This is a genomic window from Xanthomonas sp. WHRI 10204, from assembly GCF_040202875.1.
GTDB lineage: Bacteria > Pseudomonadota > Gammaproteobacteria > Xanthomonadales > Xanthomonadaceae > Xanthomonas.
The window spans coordinates 1,220,450-1,242,277 of sequence record NZ_JBEGDW010000001.1; the positions used below are offsets into that span (position 1 = coordinate 1,220,450).

Sequence of the window (21,828 nt, forward strand, 5' to 3'; positions counted from 1 at the left end):
CCCGACGATCTCGACTGGTCCTTGCCCGCCTACGGGCGCGGGACCTTACGCGGCGTGGATGCCGCGTAAGAGCCTACAGGGACGTACAGGAGAGTTTTTTGGGCCCGGTGCTGGTTCGGCATGCCGTCGATAGGACCGCTCACCGCGCCTGGCTTGAACCATGCACACCGACGATCTCGACTGGTCCTTGCCCGCCTACGGGCGCGGGACCTTACGCGGCGTGGATGCCGCGTAAGAGCCTACAAGGACGTAGTTGCGGCGTGTCCCGCGCTGGTGGGCGGGCAGGACCCTGCAACCAGCAAGCACCGTAACGGCCTTTAGCGAATCCCCAATCCCGACTCCCCAATCCCAGCCCCTCAGGCATCCAGCTCCAGCACCATCCGCACCAGTTCCGGCGAATCCGGATGCGCCTGCGGCTTGAAGCCCAGCGATTCGGCCAGCTGCAGCATCGGGACGTTGCTTTGCAGCACGTCGCCGAACAGGCAATCCAGATACTTGCGGCGCGCCCACTTCACCAGCTTGCGCATCAATTGCCGGCCCAGGCCCTGGCCGGCGACGAAGCTGCTGACCAGGATGGTGTATTCGGCCTGGCGGGTGCCCGGCACCAATGCTGCGCGGGCCACCGCGCCGACCAGGGCTTCGCCCGGGGGCAATTGCTCGGCGGCGACCAGCACGATTTCGGTCTTGGGGTTGGGATGGGTCAGGCGCTGCACCATCTCCGGGGTGATTTCGGCGGAGGAGCGCACGAAGCGCGCGCGGATTTCCTCCGGTCCCAGCAGGCTGAATGCCCCTTGCAGCGGCGGGCCGTCCTCGGGACGGATCGGGCGGAGCAACAGGGTGCGGCCATTGGGCAGGCTGAAGTTTTCATGCCAGGGAGGCATGCGATTGCGAATGGCCATGACCGGTGTTCCTTAAAGATCGGAAGATTCTGGCACCAGCCCGGCGCGCAACCATGAATGAATCCGGTGCGCCGCTGAGGGCCATCAAGGGGTGGCAGTGCTTCCCAGACAACTGTAACGAGCGGAGCCGTGAGCCGGTCGTGAGCTTGCCCGCACGCGATCACCCCCGCCGTTGCCGCCTGTTGGCGGGGGCTGGATGGCGGCCTGCTGGATCGATCACGACTGTTTGAGACCAGGCCCGGCGGTCGCGCCAAGGCCCTGCCTCATGCCAATGCCAGGCTGCTGCGGCCGTCAGTCAGCAGCCGATGCGCACTGACGCCGGTGCAAGGCGCACCGTGCGACGTGTGCAGTCGCCGCACAGCGGCCAGGCGAATGCTGCACGGATTACGGGTGTATCAGGCGTCCTGGCGCAGCCATTCCAGCCGCGTGGAAGCGCCAAGTTCGCCAAGATGCTTCTTGAGCACCGGCAATGCCGGCGCCAGCACCTTGTCGAATTGCCAGGGCGCGTTGACGATCAACAGCCCGCTGCCGGTCAGGCGCAGCGGCGAGTCGTCCGGGCGCACCTGCAGCTCGGCCACCAGCACCGACTTGGCCGGCAACGTGGCCGCTTTGCGCATGAACGGCTGCAGGCTGCGACGCAGCTTGATCGGGTACCACACCATGCAGATCGCCTGCGGCCAGCGCGCCAACGTCTCGCGCACGCTATGGATGATCTGCTGGTATTCGGCGTCCTGCGACTCGTACGGCGGGTCGATCAGCACCAGCCCGCGGCCGATCTTGGTGTCGCCGGCGCGCGGCGGCAAAAATGCGCGGATGGCCGCATAGCCGTCGCCGGCATGCACGCGCACGCGGCTGTCCTTGGCGAACAGGGTCTTGAGCGCCTCCGCCTCGTCCGGCTGCAATTCGCAGAACGCCATGCGGTCCTGCTCACGCAGGGCCTGCGCGGCCAGCAGCGGCGAGCCGGGGTAATGGTTGAGCTGGATGCCGGCGGTGGGGCGGGCCGGCTTTTGCCCCGGTAAGGCGGGGCGGGCGACGGTCTGGTTGTCGGCCTGGACCGCACGCAGATAGCGCTCGACCACCTCCGGCAAGGTGGACTCGGCCATCAGCCGCATCACGCCGGCATCGGCTTCGTTGGTCTTGCGGCTTTCTTCGCCACCGAGCTGGTAGCGGCCGCGCCCGGCGTGGGTGTCGAGCACGAAGAACGGCGTGTCCTTGCGCTTGAGGGTGTCGATCAGCGCCAGCAAGGCGATGTGCTTGAGCACGTCGGCATGGTTGCCGGCATGGAAGGCGTGGCGATAGTTCATCGGGGAAGTGTAGAGCGTGCGCGGCCCTTTGCGCGGCGCGCGGGTGCGCGGCGTGGCGGGATGCACCAGCGGTATGGGCTTGAGGGCGTGGCGCCGGGCGCGCGCAGCTGCCCCGGCTATCTGTTGCCAACGTCTGTTGCCGACGCTTGCCTACGTGCCGCGGCCTGGCAGCGTGCGCGCTATGGGGCGCGCCGGCATGCGGCTATGCTGCGCGCCATGTCCGACTCTCCCGCCCGCGTACTCGTCGTCGAAGACGAAGCCGCCATCGCCGATACCGTGCTTTACGCGCTGCGTAGCGAAGGCTATGCGGCGGAACATTGCCTGTTGGGCCGCGACGCACTGGCGCGGCTGCGTGCCGACCCGGCCGATGTGGTGGTGCTGGACGTGGGTTTGCCGGACATCAACGGCTTCGAGGTGTGCCGCAGCCTGCGCAGTTTCAGCGAGGTGCCGGTGATCTTCCTGACCGCGCGCAACGACGAGATCGACCGCGTGCTCGGGCTGGAGTTGGGCGCCGACGATTACATGGCCAAGCCGTTCTCCCCGCGCGAGCTGGTGGCGCGGGTGCGCGCACGTCTGCGCCGCCGCAGCGTGGCAGCAGTGGCCGAACCGGGTTGGCAGCCGCATGGCGCGTTCGCGATCGACCGCGACGGCAGCCGCATCCGCTACGGCGATGCCTTGTTGCCGCTGACCCGTTACGAATACGCGTTGCTGGCTGCGCTGCTGCAACGCCCCGGTGCGATCCTGAGCCGTGCGCAGTTGATGGATCGCGGCTGGGATGCCAGCGCCGACAGCGCCGATCGCACCGTCGACACCCATATCAAGACGCTACGCGGCAAGCTGCGCCTGGCCGGCGTGCCGGCCGACCCGATCCGCACCCATCGTGGCCTTGGCTACGCCCTGGAGCTGTAGCCGATGGACGGGCATGTGCGTGATGCGTTGAACGGGGTGGGGCGCTGACATGCGGCTCGGTCTCAAGCTGTTTCTGGGCTTCTTCCTGATCGTGGGCCTGGCCGCGTTCTTCGTGATGCGGGTATTCGTCAACGAGGTCAAACCCGGCGTGCGTCAGGCGATGGAATCCACGTTGGTGGATGCGGCCAACGTGCTGGCAGAAATGGCCAGCAGCGACCTGGCCGCCGGGCACATCGTCGACGGCCGCTTTGCGCACAACCTGGCGCAGGCGCAGCAGCGCGACCCCAAAGCCTGGGTGTGGCGCTTCCGCAAGAACAATGTGGATTACCGCGTCACCGTGACCGATGCGCGCGGGGTGGTGGTGTTCGATTCGCTGGGCCGCGACGTGGGCCGCGACAACTCGCGTTGGAACGATGTCTACCGCACCTTGCGTGGCGAATACGGCGCGCGTTCCAGCCCGGAACTCGATGGCGACCCTAAAGCCACCGTCATGCATGTGGCCGCACCGATCTACGCGCCCGACCAACCCGGCAAGTTGATCGGCGTGCTGACCCTGGCCCAGCCCAATCGCAGTATCGACCCGTTTATCGAAGCCAGCCAACGCAACATCCTGCAGCGCGGGGCCTGGTTGATCGGTATTTCCGCGTTGATCGGCATCCTGATGACCTGGTGGCTGATGCGCGGCATCGGCCGGCTCAACCGCTATGCGCAGGCCGTGAGCGCCGGTATCCCGGTGCCGCCACCCAAACCGCGCGGCGATGAAATCGGCGACCTCGGCCAGGCGCTGGAAACCATGCGCCGCAAGCTGGAAGGCAAGGCCTACGTCGAGCATTACGTGCAGTCGCTGACGCATGAAATGAAAAGCCCGTTGGCGGCGATCCGTGGTGCATCGGAGTTATTGACCGAGCCGTTGCCGGAAGCCGATCGCCAGCATTTTGTCGCCAGCATCCGCGCGCAGGAACAACGGCTCACCGAAACCATCGACAAGCTGCTCGCACTGGCTGAGGTGGAACAACACGGTCGGCTGCAGACGCGCGCGCGCATCGCTGTGAGCAGCGTGCTGCAAGCGGCGTTGGAGGCGGTTGCGCCGCGTGCCGCCGCAGCGGGTGTGCAGCTGGAGAGTGCCGCGCCGCCCGATTCGAGCGGCGAGCAGCACGTGTCTGGCGATGGATTTTTGTTGCGTCAGGCGCTGATCAATCTGCTGGAAAATGCGATTGCGTTTTCGCCGCAGGGCAGCAGTGTGCAGCTGCGTGCGCACATACATGCAGGGCACTGGCAGCTGTCGGTCGAAGACCGGGGCAGCGGGGTGCCGGACTACGCCATCGAACGCGTCTTCGAGCGCTTTTACTCGTTGGCGCGGCCGCAGACCGGGCAACGCAGCTCCGGCCTCGGCTTGCCGTTCGTGCGCGAGGTGGCACGCCTGCACGGTGGCGACGTGGCGCTGGGTAATCGCGACGGTGGCGGTGCGATTGCGACCTTGCGGCTGCCGATCGGCTAAGCGCGGCTGACACAACGTCGCGAGCAGTTGTCAGGTGAGTGTGGACGGCGCGCTCAGACCCGGAGAGAGGGCCATGTCGCATCGGCCACGCCCGCCTGGCGGTGACGCCGGCATGTTGTTGGCCGCTCTTGGTATTGGGTTGAGCTTGTGCAGCAGTAGGACGCCGAGAACGCACCATCGCTGCACGAAATGCGGCATGCGGCATGCGGAATACGGCATGCACCAGCGCGCATGCCGTATCCGTATCAGCCGTACATCGCAGTGCGCATCCGCGGTGCGCTAGTGCACCACGTCGGCGGCGGTGACGTCCTTGGCCACCACCGACCAGGACAGCTTGCCAAAGCCTTTGTTACCCCACTCGGTGCCCCAGCTGTTTTCGACGATCAGCCCTTCGCTGTCGTAACCCAGTGCGATCACCGCATGTCCGCCCAGGATCGGGGTCTTGATGTCGTAGTCGACCTGATTCTTGGGTGTGAGGTCCTCAAAACCCTGCCGCACATAGAAGCCGATGGCGACCGGCGTGGAGGAGGCCAGCGCCAGTTTGATCTGCTCGATCAGGGCGCGCCCGCCATCGCCGTTGCCCGCATACAGCACGGTGTATTTCCGGTAGGGCGTGGGGTTTTTGGCGGCGTTGGCGCGGTCGGCGGCGGTGGGTGGGTTCTTCCAGTTGTAGTTGCCCCACGAATACTGCTGCTCGGTAGCGATGCCTTGCGCCAGCGCCACTTCCAGCGGGGCTTCCAGCGTGGAGCCGTCATCGACGCCACCGTTGACCTGGCTATAGAGATACATCGGGGCAAAGCGGGTTTGCGCCTGTTTGCTGGCATTGGCGTACCAGCCGGTCAAGGTGTGCGCGGTGGCCCACGACGCACACGATCCCACCTGGCCCTGATCGCCCGGCGTGATCGCCCAGGCGGTCAGATCCACCGAGGCGGGAAGGGATTTGGCCGCGCTCGCGGTTCCGAATAGCGGGGTGACCGGCTGCATCAACGACGATGGCTTCAAACCCATTCCGTGCGTTGCCGCCTGCGCTGCGGCGGAGGACAGGCTCAGGGCGGCGAGCACGCAAAGCGCAAGTGAACATTGCTTGTTCATGGAAGACAGACTCCAGGGAGTAGAGGAATGCAGTCGTGCGCACTGTTGGAACCACGGCCGGCAAGCGGGCACACGGGTGGGACGACACCGATGCGGTGCACGCAGAAAAAAGGAAAGAGACGCCGAAGACCGACAAAACCAGAAAGCCGTAAGCGGAATAACTCAGGAAAAGAAGGGATGGCCCTGAAGTGCGTAGCTGCATGCTCATCCTTGCGCCTGGCGCGAAAGAACGCGGCGGTGATGCGAAGTGTCATCACTGAAACGGAAGCGTGCACTGGGCCTGCGTTGCACTTTTAAAGCGTGAAAACGTGATTTCCTGACTGGGTCACAGTGCCGGCCTCCGCGCGTGCAGAGGCGGCACTTCACATTCGCTTCAAATTCGCCTCAAACCCTCGACACCGTCGCCTTGCACCCTGACCACCTCCCAGAATGAGGATGGCCGATGAAATCCCTGAAACTGTTGTTGCGGTTCGCCACCATCGGCGGGCTGATCCTGCTGTTGCTGATTCCCTTGTTGCTGATTCGCGGCACCGTGCAGGACCGTGCGCAGTACCGCGACCAGGCGGTGGAGCGGGTGGCGCAGAGCAAGGCCGGCGAGCAGCAGTTCATCGCACCGGTGCGGGTGTTGCCATACACCGAAGATGTGCAGGTCACCGAGCCGGACGAGGAGGGCAAGTCGCACAAGGTCTGGCGCAAGCGCGATGGGCAGCTGCTGCAGACCCCGCGCACGCTCAACCTGAGCGGCGAGTTGATGCCGTCCGAGCGCAAGATCGGCCTGTTCCGCGTGCAGGTGTATTCGTGGAAGGCCAAGCTCAAGGCCGAATTCGACCCGCTCGAGTATCCGGCCGTGGCAGGGCGCAGCTATGGTCAGCCGCATCTGGCCGTGGGCATTTCGGACGTGCGTGGGTTGGTCGGCACGCCAACGCTGCGGGTGGACGGCCGCACGCTGACGCTGGAAAGCGGCGCTGGCGGCCTGGCGTCACGCTCGGCCGGCATTCACGCCAATCTGCAGCCCTTGGGCGATCCGCTGGCCGGCAAGCTGGTCGATGGCAATGCGGTGGATATGGCATTCGTGCTGGATGGCACGCGCAGTCTGACCATCGCGCCGATTGCCGACAATAACGACATCGCGCTGCGTTCGGCCTGGCCGCATCCGTTGTTCGGTGGGCGCTTTCTGCCGAATGCGCCGACCATCAGCGAGCGTGGCTTCGATGCGAGTTGGTCGCTGTCGTCGCTGGCAACCGGTGCGCAGACGCAGCTGCAGTCGTCGCAGTCGTCGCTGGATACGCTGGAAGTGCGTCTGGTCGACCCGGTGGATGTGTACACCCAGGCCGATCGCGCCAGCAAGTACGGCATCCTGTTCGTGGTGCTGACCTTTGTGGCGTTCGTGTTGTTCGAGCTGATCAAGCGCTTGCCGATCCATCCGTTGCAATACCTGCTGGTCGGCCTGGCACTGGCGATCTTCTTCCTGTTGCTGCTGAGCCTTTCCGAGCACATCGCGTTCTGGCAGGCATATCTGGTGTCGGCGGCGGCGTGTATCGGCCTGCAGTTCTTCTATCTGTCCGGGGTGTTGCGGAGTTGGGTACGCGCTGCCGGGTTCTCGGTGATGCTGACGGCGTTGTATGGCGTGCTCTATAGCCTGCTGGTCTCGGAAGACAACTCGCTGCTGATGGGGTCGTTGCTGCTGTTCGGCATCCTGGCCAGCATCATGTGGGTGACGCGTAAGGTCGATTGGTACGAGCTTGGCAACAGCCTGCGCTGAGGTCGACATGCGCGCGCATGCACAGGTGTACCGGCGGGCGCAGCGTTTGCTGCCCGCCGGAATCGACACGGTGGCGCTGCTTCCCGCAGCGCCACTGTCGCAGTGGGAAGGCTCGCCGCTGTCGGCGTTGCCGCTGGCGCGCGAAGGCCGCCGTGGGGTAATCGGTCTGCGCCTGCATGCGCGCACGGCGCAGGCCTTGCGTGTGGATGGATGCAGTTTTTTGCAGGCGTCGCGGCAGCAGCAGGCGCCGGCACCGGACGCACGTGTGCGCGGCTACGGGCCGTGGCAGCGCTTGAGTAACGGTAGTTACTGGGCGCGCAGTATCGATGCGCTGCTTGGGGTGCTGGTGGCCCAGGAAGAAGCGGCGGTGTGGCTGATGTGGCAACAGCCCGGCAACGCGGCCCAGCGCCATGACGGCTGGCTGCGTTGAGCCGCGGCAGTGCAGCAGCGCAACGCGGCCAGGCTCGCTTACCATGTCCGCATGACCGGCACCTCCCTGATCGTTGAAACAGTCCACGGCAACGCGGTGTTGCCGTATCTGGATGCGGTAGCGCAGTTGCGCATCGCAGTGTTCCGTGCATGGCCGTATCTGTACGACGGCGATGCCGGCTACGAACGCGACTATCTGGCTGCCTATGCCGCTTCGCCCGATAGCGTGTTCGTCCTGGCGCGCGATGGCGATGCGGTCATCGGCGCCTCCACCGGCTTGCCGTTGCTCGACGACAGCGCCGCTTTCCACAAGCCATTCATCGCCGCCGGCATCGACCCGGCCAGCGTGTTTTATTTCGGCGAATCGGTGTTGTTGCCAGCGTATCGCGGGCAGGGCATCGGCCATGCCTTCTTCGACAGGCGCGAGGCGCATGCTCGCGCATTGGGCCGCTTTACGCTCGCCGCGTTCTGCTCGGTGGAACGTGCAGCGGACGACCCGCGCAAACCTGCCGACTATCGCCCCAACGATGTGTTCTGGCGCAAGCGCGGTTACGCGCCGCAGCCAGGCATGCAGGTGCGGCTGGAGTGGGCGGAGTTGCAACACGGGCAGATCGACCACAGCTTGAGTGTGTGGACGCGCGCGCTGAAACCTTGAGCGTGGTGAAGTCGATTGCGTTGCTGCGCACGTTTTACGTCGCTATAGAGCCGTTAAAGGAAGCTTGCCGATGAATGCTCCGCTCACCATTGCCGTTGCCAAATATCCGATCGGCAAACCCGTGGATTTCGCAGCCTTCGCCGCGCGCATGTCGGCACTGATCGGCGAGGCTGCAGCTGCCGGCGCGCGGGTGGCGGTGCTGCCGGAATATCTGTCGTTGGAGCTGGCTGCTACGTTCGGCACGCAGGTGTCGGCCGGCCTGCCCGAATCGTTGGCGGCCATCCAGGCGCTGCGAACGTCGTGGCTGGAGCTGTTTGCCGGCCTGGCGCGGCAGCACCGGTTGCATCTGATTGCCGGGAGTTTTCTGCTGGATCTGGGCCAGGGCCGCTATCGCAATCGCAGCGACTGGTTCACGCCCGACGGCGGCCACGGTTGGCAGGACAAGCTGCAACTGACCGGGTTCGAAAAAGCCACCGGGCTGATCGAACCGGGCGATGCATTGAAGGTGTTCGCGCTGGACGGCGTGCGTGCGGCGATTGCGATCTGCTACGACAGCGAGTTCCCGTTGCCGGTGCGCGCGCAGTACGAAGCCGGCGCGCGCCTGTTGATCGTGCCCAGTTGCACCGACACTGCCGCCGGCGCCACCCGCGTGCGGGTCGGTTGTCTGGCGCGCGCACTGGAAAACCGCATGTTCGTCGCGCAATCGGTCACCGCCGGTGAGGCGCCCTGGAGCCCCGCGCTGGACATCAACACCGGCGAGGCGGCGGTGTTTGCACCGATGGATGTAGGCTTCCCCGCCGACGGCGTGCTGGTGCAAACCGAAGCAGACACCGTCTGGGCGTATGCCGCGCTGGACTTCGATGCGTTCGAAGCCAGCCGCGCCCACGCGCAGGTGGCCAACGACCGCGATTGGTCGGGGCAGTTGGCGCCGGAAGTGGCGCGTGCCAAGCTGGCCGCGTTCGATTGACCAAGAACGATTGATCCCCTGCTTGCATCGTGCGCAGGCGCGGAGGTTGCAAACGCGGCGGGTGCGCTCAGCACCTGCCGCCGCATGCAGCGACCGCGCAGCTACGTGCTCAGGCCTTCAATCGCCCAACTTCGCAACACCACCCACCAGGTTCCCATGGCCAAGAAAACCCTGATTCCGCATAGCGTCCGGCTGGAGTTCGCACCCGGCGCGCTGGTGCACAGCAATCTGTCCGGCGCGGCGTTTACCGACGACTGGCTGTGGGTGGCCGGCGACGAAGCCTGCGCGGTGGATCGCCTGCGCAAGCTGCAGCCCACCCAGCGCGAGACGCTGCGCTTCGGCGAGGGCCAGAGTTTCCCCCTGGCCGAGCTGCTGGATCTTCCGGGAGAGGACGCAGAAGAAGCCGATCTGGAAGGCATGGGCCTGTCGGACGGCTATCTCTGGGTGATCGGCTCGCATGGCTTGAAGCGCAAGAACGCCAAGCCCGGCCGCGACGATGCCGACAACGCCAAGCGCCTGACCAAACTCAAGCTCGACGCCAACCGCCGCCTGCTGGCCTGCCTGCCGATCGAGTCCGATGCCGATGGCACGCCACGGCTGGTGCGCGAGGCTGCCGATGGCCGCCGCGCGCTGCGGCTCAAGGGCGACGCCAAGCACAACCAGCTTACCGAGCTGCTGGCCGACGACGCGCACTTTGGCCCGTTCCTGAAGATTCCCGGCAAGGACAACGGCTTCGATATCGAAGGTATCGTGGCCGACGGCAAGCGCCTGCTGCTTGGCCTACGCGGGCCGGTGCTGCGCGGCTGGTCGGCGCTGCTGGAAATCCAGGTGGAAGCGCATGGCGACCATCTGCGCCTGGCGCCGCTGGACGACGACGGCACGCTGCTGCGCAAGCACTTCCTGCAACTGGGCGGGCTGGGCATCCGCGATCTGCATTATTCCGGCGACGATCTGTATCTGCTGGCCGGCCCCACGATGGTGTTGAACGGCGAGATCCGCCTGTTCAAATGGCCGGACGCACGCACCGTGCTGGCCGCCAACCGCGAGCCGGAGCGCTTTCAGCATGCCTTGCTGGAATCGGCGGTGCTGCCGCATGGCAAGGACAGCGACCGCGCCGAAGCCATCTGCAACCTGCCGCCGCAGCTGGCCGGCAAGGTTCCCAGCTGGCTGGTGTTGTACGACGCGCCCGGCCCGGCGCGCAGCGATGGCGAATGCGTGGTGTACGGCGACTTGTTGCGCAATCGCTGAGCCAGGCCGACGCCGGCCGCAGCGTGCAGTGCGCAGCCGGCGGTCGATCTTCAAGGCTCTGATCGCAGCGCAGACGCGAGCGACTGAAGGCGTTGCGCTGCAAGGGCACGGGCGTGCCGGCACCGCCGTCGATACGCGACGCGGCGCCGCTGCGGCCCCCGACATCACCGTCGCCGCACCTGGGCGGGCAGGGCCACGCTGCGCAAGGTAAAATCGGCGCACTCCCGTTTCGCCGAGCGTTCCATGACCTGCCGCACCCGCTTTGCTCCCAGCCCCACCGGTTACCTGCACATCGGCGGCGCCCGCACCGCCCTGTATTGCTGGTTGGAGGCGCGCCACCGCGGCGGCGAGTTCGTGCTGCGCATCGAAGACACCGACCGCGAACGCAGCACCCAGGCGGCTATCGACGCCATCCTGGAGGCGATGGACTGGTTGGGCCTGGGCTACGACGAAGGCCCGATCTACCAGACCCAGCGCATCGCCCGCTATCAAGAGGTAGCCGAGCAGCTGCTGGCGCAGGGCAAGGCCTATTACGCCTACGAAAGCCGCGAAGAGCTCGACGCCATGCGCGAGGCCGCGATGGCCAAGCAGGAAAAGCCGCGCTACAACGGCGCCGCGCGCGAGCAGCAGCTGCCGTACCGCGACGACCCCAACCGGGTGATCCGCTTCAAGAACCCGGTCGGCGGCACGGTGGTGTTCGACGACCTGATCAAGGGCCGTATCGAGATCGCCAACAGCGAGCTCGACGACATGGTGATCTTCCGCCCGGACGGCTTCCCCACCTACAACTTTGCGGTGGTGGTGGACGATTGGGACATGGGCATCACCGAGGTGATCCGCGGCGACGACCACATCAACAACACTCCGCGCCAGATCAACATCTATGAAGCGCTGGGCGCGCCGGTGCCCAAGTTCGCGCACATGCCGATGATCCTGGACGAGCAGGGCGCCAAGCTGTCCAAGCGCACCGGCGCGGCGGACGTGATGCAGTACAAGGACGCCGGCTACCTGCCGCATGCGCTGATCAATTACCTGGCCCGTCTGGGCTGGTCGCATGGGGACCAGGAGTTGTTCAGCCAGCAGGAACTGCTGGACCTGTTCGACGTCAAGGACGTCAACTCCAAGGCTGCGCGCCTGGACATGGCCAAGCTCGGTTGGGTCAACCAGCATTATCTGAAGACCGACGACCCGGCCAGCATCGCACCGCAGCTGGAGTATCAGCTCGCCAAGCTTGGTCTGGACATCGGCGCCGGCCCGGCCGCTGCCGATGTGGTGGTGGCGCTGCGCGAGCGCGTGCAGACGCTGAAGGAAATGGCCGAAAAAGCCGTGGTCTGGTACCAGCCGCTGGAAACCTACGACGAAGCGGCGGTGATCAAGCACCTGAAGCTCGGCGCCGAAGTGCCGCTGGGCAAGGCGCGCGAGATGCTGGCGGCGCTGAGCGAGTGGAGCGTGGAGAGCGTGTCGGCGGCACTGCACGAGGCCGCTGCGGCGCTGGAACTGGGCATGGGCAAGGTCGCCCAGCCGCTGCGGGTGGCCATCACTGGCACCCAGGTCAGCCCGGACATTTCGCAGACGGTGTACCTGGCCGGCCGCGAGGGTGCCTTGAAACGCATCGATGCGGCACTCATCAAGATTGGAGCGGCCTGACGCCGGAGCCTGTATGACCAAGCACACGCACACCCAACCGCACGACCAGGACCATGCCTGCACGGCCCCGCATCATCACGTGGACGATGCCAACAGTTTCGTGCGTGCGGTGGAGCGCGCCTGCAGCGAGCGCGGCCTGCGGCTGACGCCGATCCGCGCCAACGTCCTGCGGCTGATCGCCGATGCCGGCAAACCGGTCAAGGCGTACGAACTGCTGGACTGGGTGCGCGAAGGCAAGGGCGTGGGCGCCGATGCCCCGCCCACGGTGTACCGTGCGCTGGATTTCTTGATGGCCAATGGCTTTGTGCACAAGCTCGAATCGGTCAATGCCTTCGTCGCCTGCCACCACCCCAACAGCGCCCAGCACTCGGTGCCGTTTTTGATCTGCGACCGCTGCCATAGCGCCGTGGAACTGGAAGACCGCGAGGTGGTGGCGCAACTGGAAGCCCGCGCCAAGGCGCTGGGATTCCAGCCGCAGGCGCAGACGCTGGAAGTGCATGGCCTGTGCGCCAAGTGTGCGGTGGCGGAGTAAGCCATCGCCAGGTCGCGCAACGCGCGGCTTCGACACGCCCGCGGCGCGATGCCAGGGCTGCAGTGTGCGTAGGAATGCAGTGAGACGGCGGTAGCGCGCAGCCGGTTGAATGCGGCAGATCATCGGTTCCGATGCCGCCAAGTGGCGGCGCCATGGGTGTCGCTGCGTGGTACAGCAACGCGTTGACGGCCCGCCGCGTTCAAGCCAGCGGGTCATCGATCATCGGTCAGTGAGCGCTCGCTTTCCCGATGCCTGACCTGCGCGCCACGTCACCGACATTTCAATCCCGCTACGGCGCATGGAGTTCACGCAGCGCCTCCAGGCCGGGTTGAAACAGCGCGTTCGTTGCGCCGGTTCCATGCCTGATCGCGCTGACGGCGCGGTCATTTCAGTGTTGAACCACCACACAAGCCAATGCACGCGTCATGCGCTCGCCTACGCAGGTGATGGTGCGCGCAGCACAAACCGCAACGGCGCGGATGCAGCGCTTTAGGCCGTCTTGCCCGCCTCGCAGCCATACGCCGCCAGAAACATCTCCACCGCGCGTTGCGTGGCGTCGCGCAGATACTCGGGCGACGGATCTTTCAGCGCGCCGAACAGGCAGGGCATCAGCGTTTCCGCTTCAAACAGGGCGCCCAGTTGGCGTGCGGCCAACGACGCGTCGGTACGCCGCATCAGGCCACGGTCGATCTGCAGTTGCAGAAAGTCGGCGACGCGCTGCATGCCTTCTTCCGGACCGGCATTGAAGAACAGCGCGCCGACTTCCGAGCGGCCGGAGACGCCGATGATGGTCTGCCAGATGGTGATCGAGGAGGGGGCGCACAGGAAGGTGAGGATGTCCTCGCCAAAACGCTGCAAGGCCACGGCAATGGGGCCGCTGCTCTGCGACAGCGCATCCAGCAAGGGGTCGATGTAGCTGTCGGACATGTCTTTGGCAAACGCAACGAATAGCTCTTCCTTGGACGGAAAATAGCCGTACAGCGTGCGCTTGGAGCCGCCGACCCGGGCCGCGATCTGCGACATCGACGCCCCTTCGAAGCCCAGTTCGAGGAATACCTCGCTGGCAGCCTGAATGATGGCGTCGCGTTTTGCTTCGGTTCTGACCCGCATCCCGTCCTCCTGCTAATTCATAAGTATACCAACTGGGCAGAAATGCTTGACGCCCACGGTTGAGCTTATTAGGATACCGAACCGTACCGTTTATATTCTTTAATCGCGCGTCTTCGGAGACCTTCTCGTGCGTTCTCAAGCCTCTTACCGCCTGCCGTTGTTTGCTGTTGCCGCCACCGTCCTGCTCAGCGCCTGCGGCAGCCCGCCGGGCGGACCACCGCCAGAAGAGGGCACTCCCGAGATGGCGGTGCTGACCGTCAAGCAGCAGCCAGTACCGCTGACCACCGCGCTGCCGGGGCGCACCGTGCCGTACCTGATTGCCGAAATCCGGCCGCAGGTAGGCGGCATCGTGCAGTCGCGCCAGTTCACCGAGGGCGGCGACGTCAAGGCCGGGCAGACGCTGTACCAGATCGATCCGGCGACCTACCGCGCCAGTTACGCCAGCGCCCAGGCCACGCTGGCCAGGGCGCAGGCCAATCTGCGCACCGCCAGGCTCAAGGCCGAGCGCTACACCGAGCTGGCGCAGATCAAGGCGATCAGCCAGCAGGAAGGCGACGACACCGACGCGGCGCTGGGCCAGGCCGAGGCCGACGTTGCCGCCGGCAAGGCCAGCGTGGAGACCGCGCGTATCAACCTGGCGTTCGCCCGTTTGGACGCCCCGATCTCCGGCCGCATCGGCCGCTCCAGCGTCACGCCGGGCGCGTTGGTGACCGCCAATCAGGCCACCGCGCTGACCACCATCCAGCAGCTGGACCCGATCTATATCGACGTCACCCAGCCCAGCGTGGCGGTGTTGCGGCTGAAGCAGGCGATGGCGCGCGGCGACCTGGAAAAGGCCGGCGAAGGCGCGGCCAAAGTGTCGCTGCTGCTGGAAGACGGCAGCCGCTATCCATTGCAGGGCCAGCTGGCGTTCTCCGATGTCACCGTCGACCAGAACACCGGCTCGATCACCCTGCGCGCGGTGTTCCCCAACCCCAACGCGGATCTGCTGCCAGGCATGTACGTGCGCGCAGTGCTGCAGGAAGGCGTCAAGCAACAGGGCGTGCTGGTGCCGCAGCAGGCGGTCTCGCGCAATGGTGCCGGCAAGCCGACCGTCTTCGTGGTCGGCGCCGACCACAAGTTGCAGTTACGCGTGCTGGACACCGACCGCGAAGTCGGCGACCAGTGGCTGGTGCGCAGCGGCCTGAAGCCTGGCGAACAGGTGGTGGTCGAAGGCGCTTCGCGTGCGCGCGACGGCATCCAGGTCAAGACCGTGCCATGGCAACCAAAGCGCAGCGACGCTGCGGGCGTGACATCTGCGCCCAGCACGCCGCGTGCGGCAAATTAAGGCGGATCAGACGACATGGCACGCTTTTTCATCGACCGTCCGATTTTTGCGTGGGTGTTGGCCATCATCGTGATGCTGGCCGGCATCCTGTCCATCGCCACCTTGCCGATCGCGCAATACCCCAGCATCGCGCCGCCCGCCGTCGCCATTACCGCCAATTATCCGGGCGCCTCGGCGCAGACGCTGGAAGACACCGTCACCCAGGTCATCGAGCAGAAGATGAAGGGGCTGGACCATCTCAGCTACATGGCCTCCACTAGCGAATCCAGCGGTGCGGTGACCATTACGCTGACCTTCGACAACGGCACCGACCCGGACACCGCGCAAGTGCAGGTGCAAAACAAGTTGTCGCTGGCCACGCCGTTGCTGCCGCAGGAAGTGCAGCAGCAGGGTGTGACGGTGACCAAGTCGGCCACCAATTTCCTCAACGTGCTGGCCTTTACCTCCGAAGACGGCAGCATGAGCGACTCGGACCTGTCCGACTACGTGGCAGCCAACGTGCAGGAAACCATCAGCCGTGTCGAAGGCGTGGGCGACACCACGTTGTTCGGTTCGCAATACGCCATGCGCGTCTGGCTGGACCCGGACAAGCTGAGCAATTTCAATCTCACCCCGGTGGATGTGCGCACCGCCATCCAGGCGCAGAACGCGCAGGTGTCGGCCGGCCAGCTCGGCGCGTTGCCGGCGGTGGCCAACCAGCAGCTCAATGCCACCATCACCGCGCAGACCCGGCTCAAGACTGCCGAGCAATTCGAAAACATCTTGCTGCGCACGCAGGCCGATGGCGCGCAGGTGCGGCTGCGCGATGTGGCACGTATCGAACTGGGTAGCGAAAGCTACAACACGGTAGGCCGTTACAACGGCAAGCCGGCCGCGGGTCTGGCGATCAAGCTGGCCACCGGTGCCAATGCATTGGATACGGTGCGCGCCATCGACAAAAGCCTGGAAGAACAGGAGAAATTCTTCCCGCCGGGCATGAAGGTGCAAAAGCCGTACGACACCACGCCGTTCGTGCGCATCTCCATCGAGCAAGTGGTGCGCACCTTGATCGAAGCGGTAGTGCTGGTGTTCCTGGTGATGTATCTGTTCTTGCAGAACTTCCGTGCCACCTTGATTCCGACCATTGCGGTGCCGGTGGTGTTGCTGGGTACCTTCGGCGTGCTTGCCGTCTTCGGTTTCACCATCAATACGCTGACCATGTTCGCGATGGTGCTGGCGATCGGCCTGCTGGTGGACGATGCCATCGTGGTGGTGGAAAACGTCGAGCGCGTGATGGGCGAGGAGCAGTTGTCGCCCAAGGACGCCACACGCAAATCGATGGACCAGATTTCCGGTGCGCTGGTTGGCGTTGCGCTGGTGCTGGCGGCGGTGTTCGTGCCGATGGCGTTCTTCGGCGGTTCCACCGGGGTGATCTACCGCCAGTTCTCGATCACGATTGTCTCGGCGATGACCTTGTCGGTACTGGTGGCGATGATCCTGACCCCGGCCTTGTGCGCCACCTTGCTCAAACCGGTGCACAAAGGCCATGGCATGGCCACTACCGGTTTCTTCGGCTGGTTCAACCGCGTATTCGATCGCGGCAATCACCGCTATCAGGGCGTGGTGCGGCACATGCTGGGCAAGGGCTGGCGTTACATGCTGGCCTATGCGGTGTTGCTGGCGCTGGTGGTGTTCGGTTTCATGAAGTTGCCTGTGGGCTTTTTGCCGGACGAGGACCAGGGCACGTTGTTCGTGCTGGTGCAATTGCCGCCCGGCGCTACCGATACGCGGACCAACGAGGTGCTCAAACAGGTGGAGCATCACTTCCTGGTCGATCAGAAGGATTCGGTGTCAGGCGTGTTTGCGGTGTCCGGTTTCAGCTTTGCCGGCACCGGGCAGAACGTGGGGTTTGCCTTCGTCAAACTGCGTCCGTGGGACGAGCGTACCGGCAAGGGCCAGAGCGTCACCGACGTGGCCGGCAAGGCCGGCGCTTTTTTCGCCAGCATCCGCGATGCCAGGGTGTTTGCGTTTGCGCCGCCGGCGGTGTCGGAGTTGGGCAATGCCACCGGCTTCGATCTGATGCTGCAGGACCGCGCAAATCTGGGCCATGACGCCTTGATGCAGGCGCGCAATCAGTTGCTGGCCGAGCTGTCGCAGGACAAACGCCTGGTGGCGGTGCGCCCGAACGGGCAGGAAGATACGCCCGAGTTCAAGCTGGAGATCGACCCGCACCGTGCGCAGGCGATGGGGGTGTCGATCGCCGACATCAACAACACCTTCGCCAGTGCGTGGGGCAGCGTGTACGTCAACGACTTCATCGACAAGGGACGGGTCAAGAAGGTGATGCTGCAGGCCGACGCGCCTTACCGTATGAACCCGCAGGACGTCGACCGCTGGTTCGTGCGCAACAGCGCCGGCACCATGGTGCCGTTCAATGCCTTCGCGACTGCCAGCTGGCAATCGGGCTCGCCGCGGCTGGAGCGTTACAACAGCGTGCCGTCGGTGGAGATCCTGGGCATGGCGCTGCCCGGCGCGGCGTCCAGTGGCGAAGCGATGCAGATCGTGGAAGCGGCGGCGGCCAAATTGCCGCCGGGCATCGGCTTCGAGTGGACCGGGTTGTCGCGGCAGGAAAAATCCTCCACCGGCCAGACCGGCCTGTTGTACGGCCTGTCGATCCTGATCGTGTTCCTGTGTCTGGCCGCGTTGTACGAAAGCTGGGCGATTCCGTTCTCGGTGATTCTGGTGGTGCCGCTGGGCGTGTTCGGCACGCTGCTGGGCGCGATACTGACCTGGAAAATGAATGACGTGTACTTCCAGGTGGGGTTGTTGACCACCATTGGCCTGGCATCGAAAAACGCGATCCTGATCGTGGAGTTTGCCAAGGAGCTGCACGAGAGCGGCAAGAGCCTGATCGAGTCGGCGCTGGAAGCGGCGCGCATGCGTTTGCGGCCGATCCTGATGACATCGCTGGCCTTCATCCTGGGCGTGGTGCCGTTGGTGCTCGGCAGCGGTGCCGGTGCCGGTGCGCAGCATGCGCTGGGCACGGCGGTGATCGGCGGCATGTTGTCCGGCACGGTGCTGGCGATCTTCTTCGTACCGCTGTTCTTCGTGCTGGTCAGCGGGTTATTCAAGCGCCGCGCGCAACCTGCCACGCCCGCTACTCCGCAACCGACAGGACACTGACATGACACCGATTCGCATGACACTTGCCGCGATCGCGGTGGCCAGCGTGCTGTCTGGCTGCACCATGATGCCGCGCTACACGCGCCCCGATGCACCGGTGCCGGACCACTTCGCCGGTGCCGGTACCGGTTCCACCACAACGCTCGATGCCGCCGAAACCGAACAGGCGCGCAACGTGGCCGATATCGGCTGGCGCGAGGTCTTCACCGACCCCGCGTTACAGCAGGTCATCGCGCTGGCGTTGCAAAACAACCGCGACCTGCGCGTGGCCGCACTCAATATCGAAGTGGCGCGTGCGCAATACCGGGTGCAGCGCGCTGCATTGGTGCCGGCCATCGATGGCACCGGCACCTCCAACAACGCGCGCACGCCGTCCGAACTGGCCATCCCCGGGCAGCCGGCGGTGTTCCGCACCTACAGCGGTAACGTCGGCATCAGCGCCTACGAACTGGATCTGTTCGGGCGCGTGCGCAGCCTCAAGGAGCAGGCGCTGCAACAGTTTCTGTCCACCGCCGAAGCGCGCCGCAGCACGCATATCAGCCTGGTCGCCGAAGTCGCCACCGCCTATCTGACGCTGGCTGCCGATCAGGCATCGCTGCAGCTGGCGCAGTCCACCTTGAGCAGCCAAAGCGATAGCTATCGCCTGCAGCAACGCAGTTTCGAGCTGGGCGTGGCCTCGCAGCTCACGTTGCGCCAGGCGCAAACCACGGTGGAAACCGCACGCGTGGATGTGGAGCGCTATACCGCGCAGGTGGCGCAGGATCGCAATGCCCTGGTGCTACTGGTCGGCACGCAGTTACCGGACTCCTTGTTGCCGCGCGCGTTACCCGACGGTGCTAGTGTGGACGGCAACGTGCTGGCCAGCGTGCCGGCAGGGGTGTCCTCGCAGTTGTTGCAACGTCGCCCGGACATCCTGGAGGCCGAGCGCAACCTGCGTGCGGCCAATGCCAACATCGGTGCAGCGCGTGCGGCGTTCTTCCCCAGCATCAGCCTGACCGGCTCGTTGGGCTCATCCAGCAGCAGCCTGTCGAACCTGTTCGATTCGGGCACCCGCGCCTGGAGCTTCGTGCCGTCGCTGACCTTGCCGATCTTCAACGCCGGGCGCAATCGCGCCAATCTGGACATGGCCAAGGCCAATCGCGATATCGAAGTGGCCCGCTACGAAAAATCCATCCAGAGCGCGTTCCGCGAAGTGTCCGACGCGCTTGCGCAACGCGACACGCTGGGCCGGCAATTGCAGGCCCAGCAGGCATTGGTCGATGCAACTGCCGATAGCTATCGGTTGTCGCAGGCGCGTTTCGAGCGCGGTATCGATAGTTATCTGCAGGCGCTGGATGCGCAGCGCTCGCTGTACAGCGCACAGCAGACCTTGATCGGCACGCAGTTGTCGCGCTTCACCAATCTGGTGACGTTCTACAAGGCGATGGGCGGCGGCTGGTTGCAGACCGCAGAACCGGAGATGGCCAGCGTCGCGACAGCGCAGCCCCGTGGGTGACGAAAGCTTGGCCAGTGATACGCCGCCACGTGCACGTTCGCCATTCGGCAAACGTGGCGCGATCCTGGCGGCGGCGCGTGCGCTGTTTCAACATGACGGCTTCGACCGCACCAGCATGGACAGCATTGCCCGCCATGCGCTGGTGTCCAAGGCCACGGTGTACGCGTATTTCGCTTCCAAGGAGGTGTTGTTCCGCACCACGCTCGAGGCATTGGCGCATGCCCCACGCAGTCATTGGGACGTGCTGCTGCAGGCGCGTGGTCCACTGGATCAGCGCCTGATTGCCGTTGCCAATGCGCTACTAAACGTTGCAAGCCGCAGTGCGCCGGACGATAGCGCCTACGGGCTGGTGCGACCGCCGCTAGTGCCCAGCCAGATGCGCGAGGAGATGTGGATGCTGTGCTTCGAGCGCTACGACCGCATGATGCGCACGCTGTTGGCGCGTGAGGTGGACAAAGCTGCGTTGGCGATCGACAACCTGCCGGACGCACCGGTGCATTTCTTCGGGCTGATGACAGGGCTGCCGGCCAATGCGGCAGCACGCGAGAAGGCATCGCATGACCGCGCCTTACAGCAGGCGGCCTATGTTAGCGGCGCGGTGGCGCTGTTCTTGCGTGCCTATCGTCCGCTGGCGGCACATCCGACGGCGCAACGTAAACGCGAGACACCCAGCGGGTTTTAGCGGCGATCCCGAGCAGCAGCGTGCCTGCGCGCGATGTGCGGTTGTGGGAAGGCTTCGTCGCGCGCAGGCATGCTCCTATCGAAACGTGCTTATCAGCGCGTCAGACCTTGCCGTAGCGCATCGATCACCACGCGCAGTGCGGCCGAGGATTGGCGGCGGCTGGGGTAGTACGCGTAATAGCCCTCGAATGGCTCGCACCAGTCCTCCAGCACGCGGCGCAGCTGGCCGGCGGCGATGTGGTCCAGCACCATGGATTCCGGCAGATACGCGATACCCGCGCCGGCCAATGTGGCGCGCAACATCGCACTGCTGCTGTTGAAGGTCCATTGCCCGTCCACGCGCACCTTGACCTCGCGCCCGGCGTTGTCGAACTCCCAGGCCAGCAACCCACCGTGTGTGGGCAGGCGCAGGCCGATGCAGTTGTGCTGCGCCAGATCGGCCGGAACGGCCGGGATGGTGTGATGCACGAAGTAGCCCGGTACCGCGACCACCGCCATGCGCTGCGGCGGGCTGATCGGCACTGCAATCATGTCCTTGGCCACCTGGTCGCCCAAGCGGATGCCGATGTCGTAGCGCTCGGCCACGATATCGGCCAGACCGTAATCCACGGTGACTTCGATCTTGAGGTCCGGATAGTCGGGCAACACTTTCGAAAGCGCCGGCCACACGTAGGCATCGGCGGCGTGGCCGGCGCTGGTGATGCGGATGGTGCCGGCCGGCTTGTCGCGGAAGTCGGTCAGCGCAGACAGCTCGTCGTCGATCTCCTGCAGCCGCGGCGCCACCGTTTCGAACAGGCGCGCACCGGCTTCGGTCATTGAGACGCTACGCGTGGTGCGGGTCAGCAAGCGGATGCCCAAGCGCGTTTCCAGGGCACGCACGGTATGGCTCAATGCCGATTGCGAGACGCCCAGTTGCGCGGCAGCGCGGGTGAAGCTGCCTTCGCGCGCAACGGTGACGAAGACCTGCAGGTCGTTGAGGTTTTCCCGAGCCATTGCTGCCAGTGCCCGCTCCAGGCATGCGATTCATGCGGCGAGCATCATGCGCGATGGCGTGTGATGGCCTCAATGTCGTGGCGGCCCGCAGCGCAGGCGCATTGATGCGCTGCGTTTC

At 65.3% G+C, this 21,828-nt stretch carries 18 protein-coding genes and 1 other RNA gene; 13 read left to right on the top strand and 6 right to left on the bottom strand.

All coding sequences use genetic code 11. The features are described 5' to 3' along the window. Positions 1-356 precede the first annotated feature (356 nt). Together ABQZ00_RS05300 and ABQZ00_RS05305 are read right to left on the bottom strand one after the other, a co-directional pair. Complete coding sequence (locus ABQZ00_RS05300) at positions 357-899, bottom strand: GNAT family N-acetyltransferase (protein WP_055849802.1); 543 nt, start codon at positions 897-899, stop codon at positions 357-359. A gap of 395 nt (positions 900-1,294) precedes the next feature. After that, positions 1,295-2,203, bottom strand: coding sequence for a 23S rRNA (adenine(2030)-N(6))-methyltransferase RlmJ (locus ABQZ00_RS05305; protein WP_323537419.1), 909 nt, complete (start codon positions 2,201-2,203; stop codon positions 1,295-1,297). A gap of 204 nt (positions 2,204-2,407) precedes the next feature. Here ABQZ00_RS05305 and creB point away from each other — a divergent pair, with 204 nt between their 5' ends. Together creB and creC are read left to right on the top strand one after the other, a co-directional pair. Continuing rightward, positions 2,408-3,112, top strand: coding sequence for a two-component system response regulator CreB (creB, locus tag ABQZ00_RS05310; protein ID WP_193552624.1), 705 nt, complete (start codon positions 2,408-2,410; stop codon positions 3,110-3,112). Positions 3,113-3,161: 49 nt separating this feature from the next. Continuing rightward, positions 3,162-4,610 carry a two-component system sensor histidine kinase CreC gene (gene creC / locus ABQZ00_RS05315; RefSeq protein WP_323537418.1) on the top strand — a complete coding sequence of 483 codons (1,449 nt, stop codon included), beginning with the start codon at positions 3,162-3,164 and terminating at the stop codon, positions 4,608-4,610. 4 nt (positions 4,611-4,614) lie between these two features. Here creC and ABQZ00_RS05320 read toward each other — a convergent pair. Further along, positions 4,615-4,685: non-coding RNA, sX9 sRNA (locus tag ABQZ00_RS05320), on the bottom strand. A gap of 204 nt (positions 4,686-4,889) precedes the next feature. Further along, entirely contained in the window at positions 4,890-5,702 is an 813-nt protein-coding gene (locus tag ABQZ00_RS05325; RefSeq protein ID WP_323521262.1) for a C1 family peptidase, read from the bottom strand. Between the two features lie 442 nt (positions 5,703-6,144). Here ABQZ00_RS05325 and creD point away from each other — a divergent pair, with 442 nt between their 5' ends. The 7 genes from creD (at position 6,145) to ABQZ00_RS05360 (ending at position 12,942) form a co-directional block, all read left to right on the top strand. Next, entirely contained in the window at positions 6,145-7,464 is a 1,320-nt protein-coding gene (gene creD, locus ABQZ00_RS05330) for a cell envelope integrity protein CreD (protein ID WP_323518515.1), read from the top strand. Between the two features lie 7 nt (positions 7,465-7,471). Continuing rightward, positions 7,472-7,894: a hypothetical protein gene (locus ABQZ00_RS05335; protein ID WP_115562502.1), complete on the top strand. Its 423-nt coding sequence runs from the start codon at positions 7,472-7,474 to the stop codon at positions 7,892-7,894. Positions 7,895-7,945: 51 nt separating this feature from the next. Then, on the top strand, positions 7,946-8,548 hold the full coding sequence (locus ABQZ00_RS05340) for a GNAT family N-acetyltransferase (protein ID WP_323537417.1): 603 nt from the start codon (positions 7,946-7,948) through the stop codon (positions 8,546-8,548). Positions 8,549-8,618: 70 nt separating this feature from the next. After that, on the top strand, positions 8,619-9,515 hold the full coding sequence (locus ABQZ00_RS05345) for a carbon-nitrogen hydrolase family protein (RefSeq protein WP_323537416.1): 897 nt from the start codon (positions 8,619-8,621) through the stop codon (positions 9,513-9,515). Positions 9,516-9,671: 156 nt separating this feature from the next. After that, complete coding sequence (locus ABQZ00_RS05350) at positions 9,672-10,763, top strand: DUF3616 domain-containing protein (protein ID WP_323537415.1); 1,092 nt, start codon at positions 9,672-9,674, stop codon at positions 10,761-10,763. 243 nt (positions 10,764-11,006) lie between these two features. Next, complete coding sequence (gene gltX, locus ABQZ00_RS05355) at positions 11,007-12,410, top strand: glutamate--tRNA ligase (RefSeq protein ID WP_115513430.1); 1,404 nt, start codon at positions 11,007-11,009, stop codon at positions 12,408-12,410. Between the two features lie 13 nt (positions 12,411-12,423). Continuing rightward, positions 12,424-12,942 carry a transcriptional repressor gene (locus ABQZ00_RS05360; protein ID WP_104616814.1) on the top strand — a complete coding sequence of 173 codons (519 nt, stop codon included), beginning with the start codon at positions 12,424-12,426 and terminating at the stop codon, positions 12,940-12,942. A 489-nt stretch (positions 12,943-13,431) separates the two neighbouring features. On the opposite strand, the gene ABQZ00_RS05365 is transcribed toward ABQZ00_RS05360, so the two are convergent. Further along, positions 13,432-14,052: a TetR/AcrR family transcriptional regulator gene (locus ABQZ00_RS05365; RefSeq protein WP_055849822.1), complete on the bottom strand. Its 621-nt coding sequence runs from the start codon at positions 14,050-14,052 to the stop codon at positions 13,432-13,434. Positions 14,053-14,179: 127 nt separating this feature from the next. On the opposite strand from ABQZ00_RS05365, the gene ABQZ00_RS05370 reads away from it, so the two are divergent. From ABQZ00_RS05370 to ABQZ00_RS05385, 4 genes are read left to right on the top strand one after another with little or no spacing between them, the layout of a single operon-like run. Further along, positions 14,180-15,379: an efflux RND transporter periplasmic adaptor subunit gene (locus tag ABQZ00_RS05370; protein ID WP_323537414.1), complete on the top strand. Its 1,200-nt coding sequence runs from the start codon at positions 14,180-14,182 to the stop codon at positions 15,377-15,379. A gap of 15 nt (positions 15,380-15,394) precedes the next feature. Beyond that, positions 15,395-18,541 (top strand): efflux RND transporter permease subunit, encoded by a 3,147-nt coding sequence (locus tag ABQZ00_RS05375; protein WP_115528493.1) that lies wholly within the window; start codon positions 15,395-15,397, stop codon positions 18,539-18,541. A 1-nt stretch (position 18,542) separates the two neighbouring features. Beyond that, complete coding sequence (locus tag ABQZ00_RS05380) at positions 18,543-20,036, top strand: efflux transporter outer membrane subunit (protein ID WP_323537413.1); 1,494 nt, start codon at positions 18,543-18,545, stop codon at positions 20,034-20,036. Positions 20,037-20,043: 7 nt separating this feature from the next. Continuing rightward, entirely contained in the window at positions 20,044-20,718 is a 675-nt protein-coding gene (locus tag ABQZ00_RS05385) for a TetR/AcrR family transcriptional regulator (protein ID WP_323537451.1), read from the top strand. A gap of 92 nt (positions 20,719-20,810) precedes the next feature. Here the strand turns inward: ABQZ00_RS05385 and ABQZ00_RS05390 are convergent, their stop codons facing one another. Further along, complete coding sequence (locus ABQZ00_RS05390; protein ID WP_323537412.1) at positions 20,811-21,710, bottom strand: LysR family transcriptional regulator; 900 nt, start codon at positions 21,708-21,710, stop codon at positions 20,811-20,813. Between the last annotated feature and the right edge of the window lie 118 nt (positions 21,711-21,828).

Bases quoted from the DNA above. Each gene is read 5' to 3' on its own strand.
- ABQZ00_RS05300 (WP_055849802.1), bottom strand. From the start codon at position 899: ATGGCCATTCGCAATCGCATGCCTCCCTGGCATGAAAACTTCAGCCTG.
- ABQZ00_RS05305 (WP_323537419.1), bottom strand. From the start codon at position 2,203: ATGAACTATCGCCACGCCTTCCATGCCGGCAACCATGCCGACGTGCTC.
- creB (WP_193552624.1), top strand. From the start codon at position 2,408: ATGCTGCGCGCCATGTCCGACTCTCCCGCCCGCGTACTCGTCGTCGAA.
- creC (WP_323537418.1), top strand. From the start codon at position 3,162: ATGCGGCTCGGTCTCAAGCTGTTTCTGGGCTTCTTCCTGATCGTGGGC.
- ABQZ00_RS05325 (WP_323521262.1), bottom strand. From the start codon at position 5,702: ATGAACAAGCAATGTTCACTTGCGCTTTGCGTGCTCGCCGCCCTGAGC.
- creD (WP_323518515.1), top strand. From the start codon at position 6,145: ATGAAATCCCTGAAACTGTTGTTGCGGTTCGCCACCATCGGCGGGCTG.
- ABQZ00_RS05335 (WP_115562502.1), top strand. From the start codon at position 7,472: ATGCGCGCGCATGCACAGGTGTACCGGCGGGCGCAGCGTTTGCTGCCC.
- ABQZ00_RS05340 (WP_323537417.1), top strand. From the start codon at position 7,946: ATGACCGGCACCTCCCTGATCGTTGAAACAGTCCACGGCAACGCGGTG.
- ABQZ00_RS05345 (WP_323537416.1), top strand. From the start codon at position 8,619: ATGAATGCTCCGCTCACCATTGCCGTTGCCAAATATCCGATCGGCAAA.
- ABQZ00_RS05350 (WP_323537415.1), top strand. From the start codon at position 9,672: ATGGCCAAGAAAACCCTGATTCCGCATAGCGTCCGGCTGGAGTTCGCA.
- gltX (WP_115513430.1), top strand. From the start codon at position 11,007: ATGACCTGCCGCACCCGCTTTGCTCCCAGCCCCACCGGTTACCTGCAC.
- ABQZ00_RS05360 (WP_104616814.1), top strand. From the start codon at position 12,424: ATGACCAAGCACACGCACACCCAACCGCACGACCAGGACCATGCCTGC.
- ABQZ00_RS05365 (WP_055849822.1), bottom strand. From the start codon at position 14,052: ATGCGGGTCAGAACCGAAGCAAAACGCGACGCCATCATTCAGGCTGCC.
- ABQZ00_RS05375 (WP_115528493.1), top strand. From the start codon at position 15,395: ATGGCACGCTTTTTCATCGACCGTCCGATTTTTGCGTGGGTGTTGGCC.
- ABQZ00_RS05380 (WP_323537413.1), top strand. From the start codon at position 18,543: ATGACACCGATTCGCATGACACTTGCCGCGATCGCGGTGGCCAGCGTG.
- ABQZ00_RS05390 (WP_323537412.1), bottom strand. From the start codon at position 21,710: ATGGCTCGGGAAAACCTCAACGACCTGCAGGTCTTCGTCACCGTTGCG.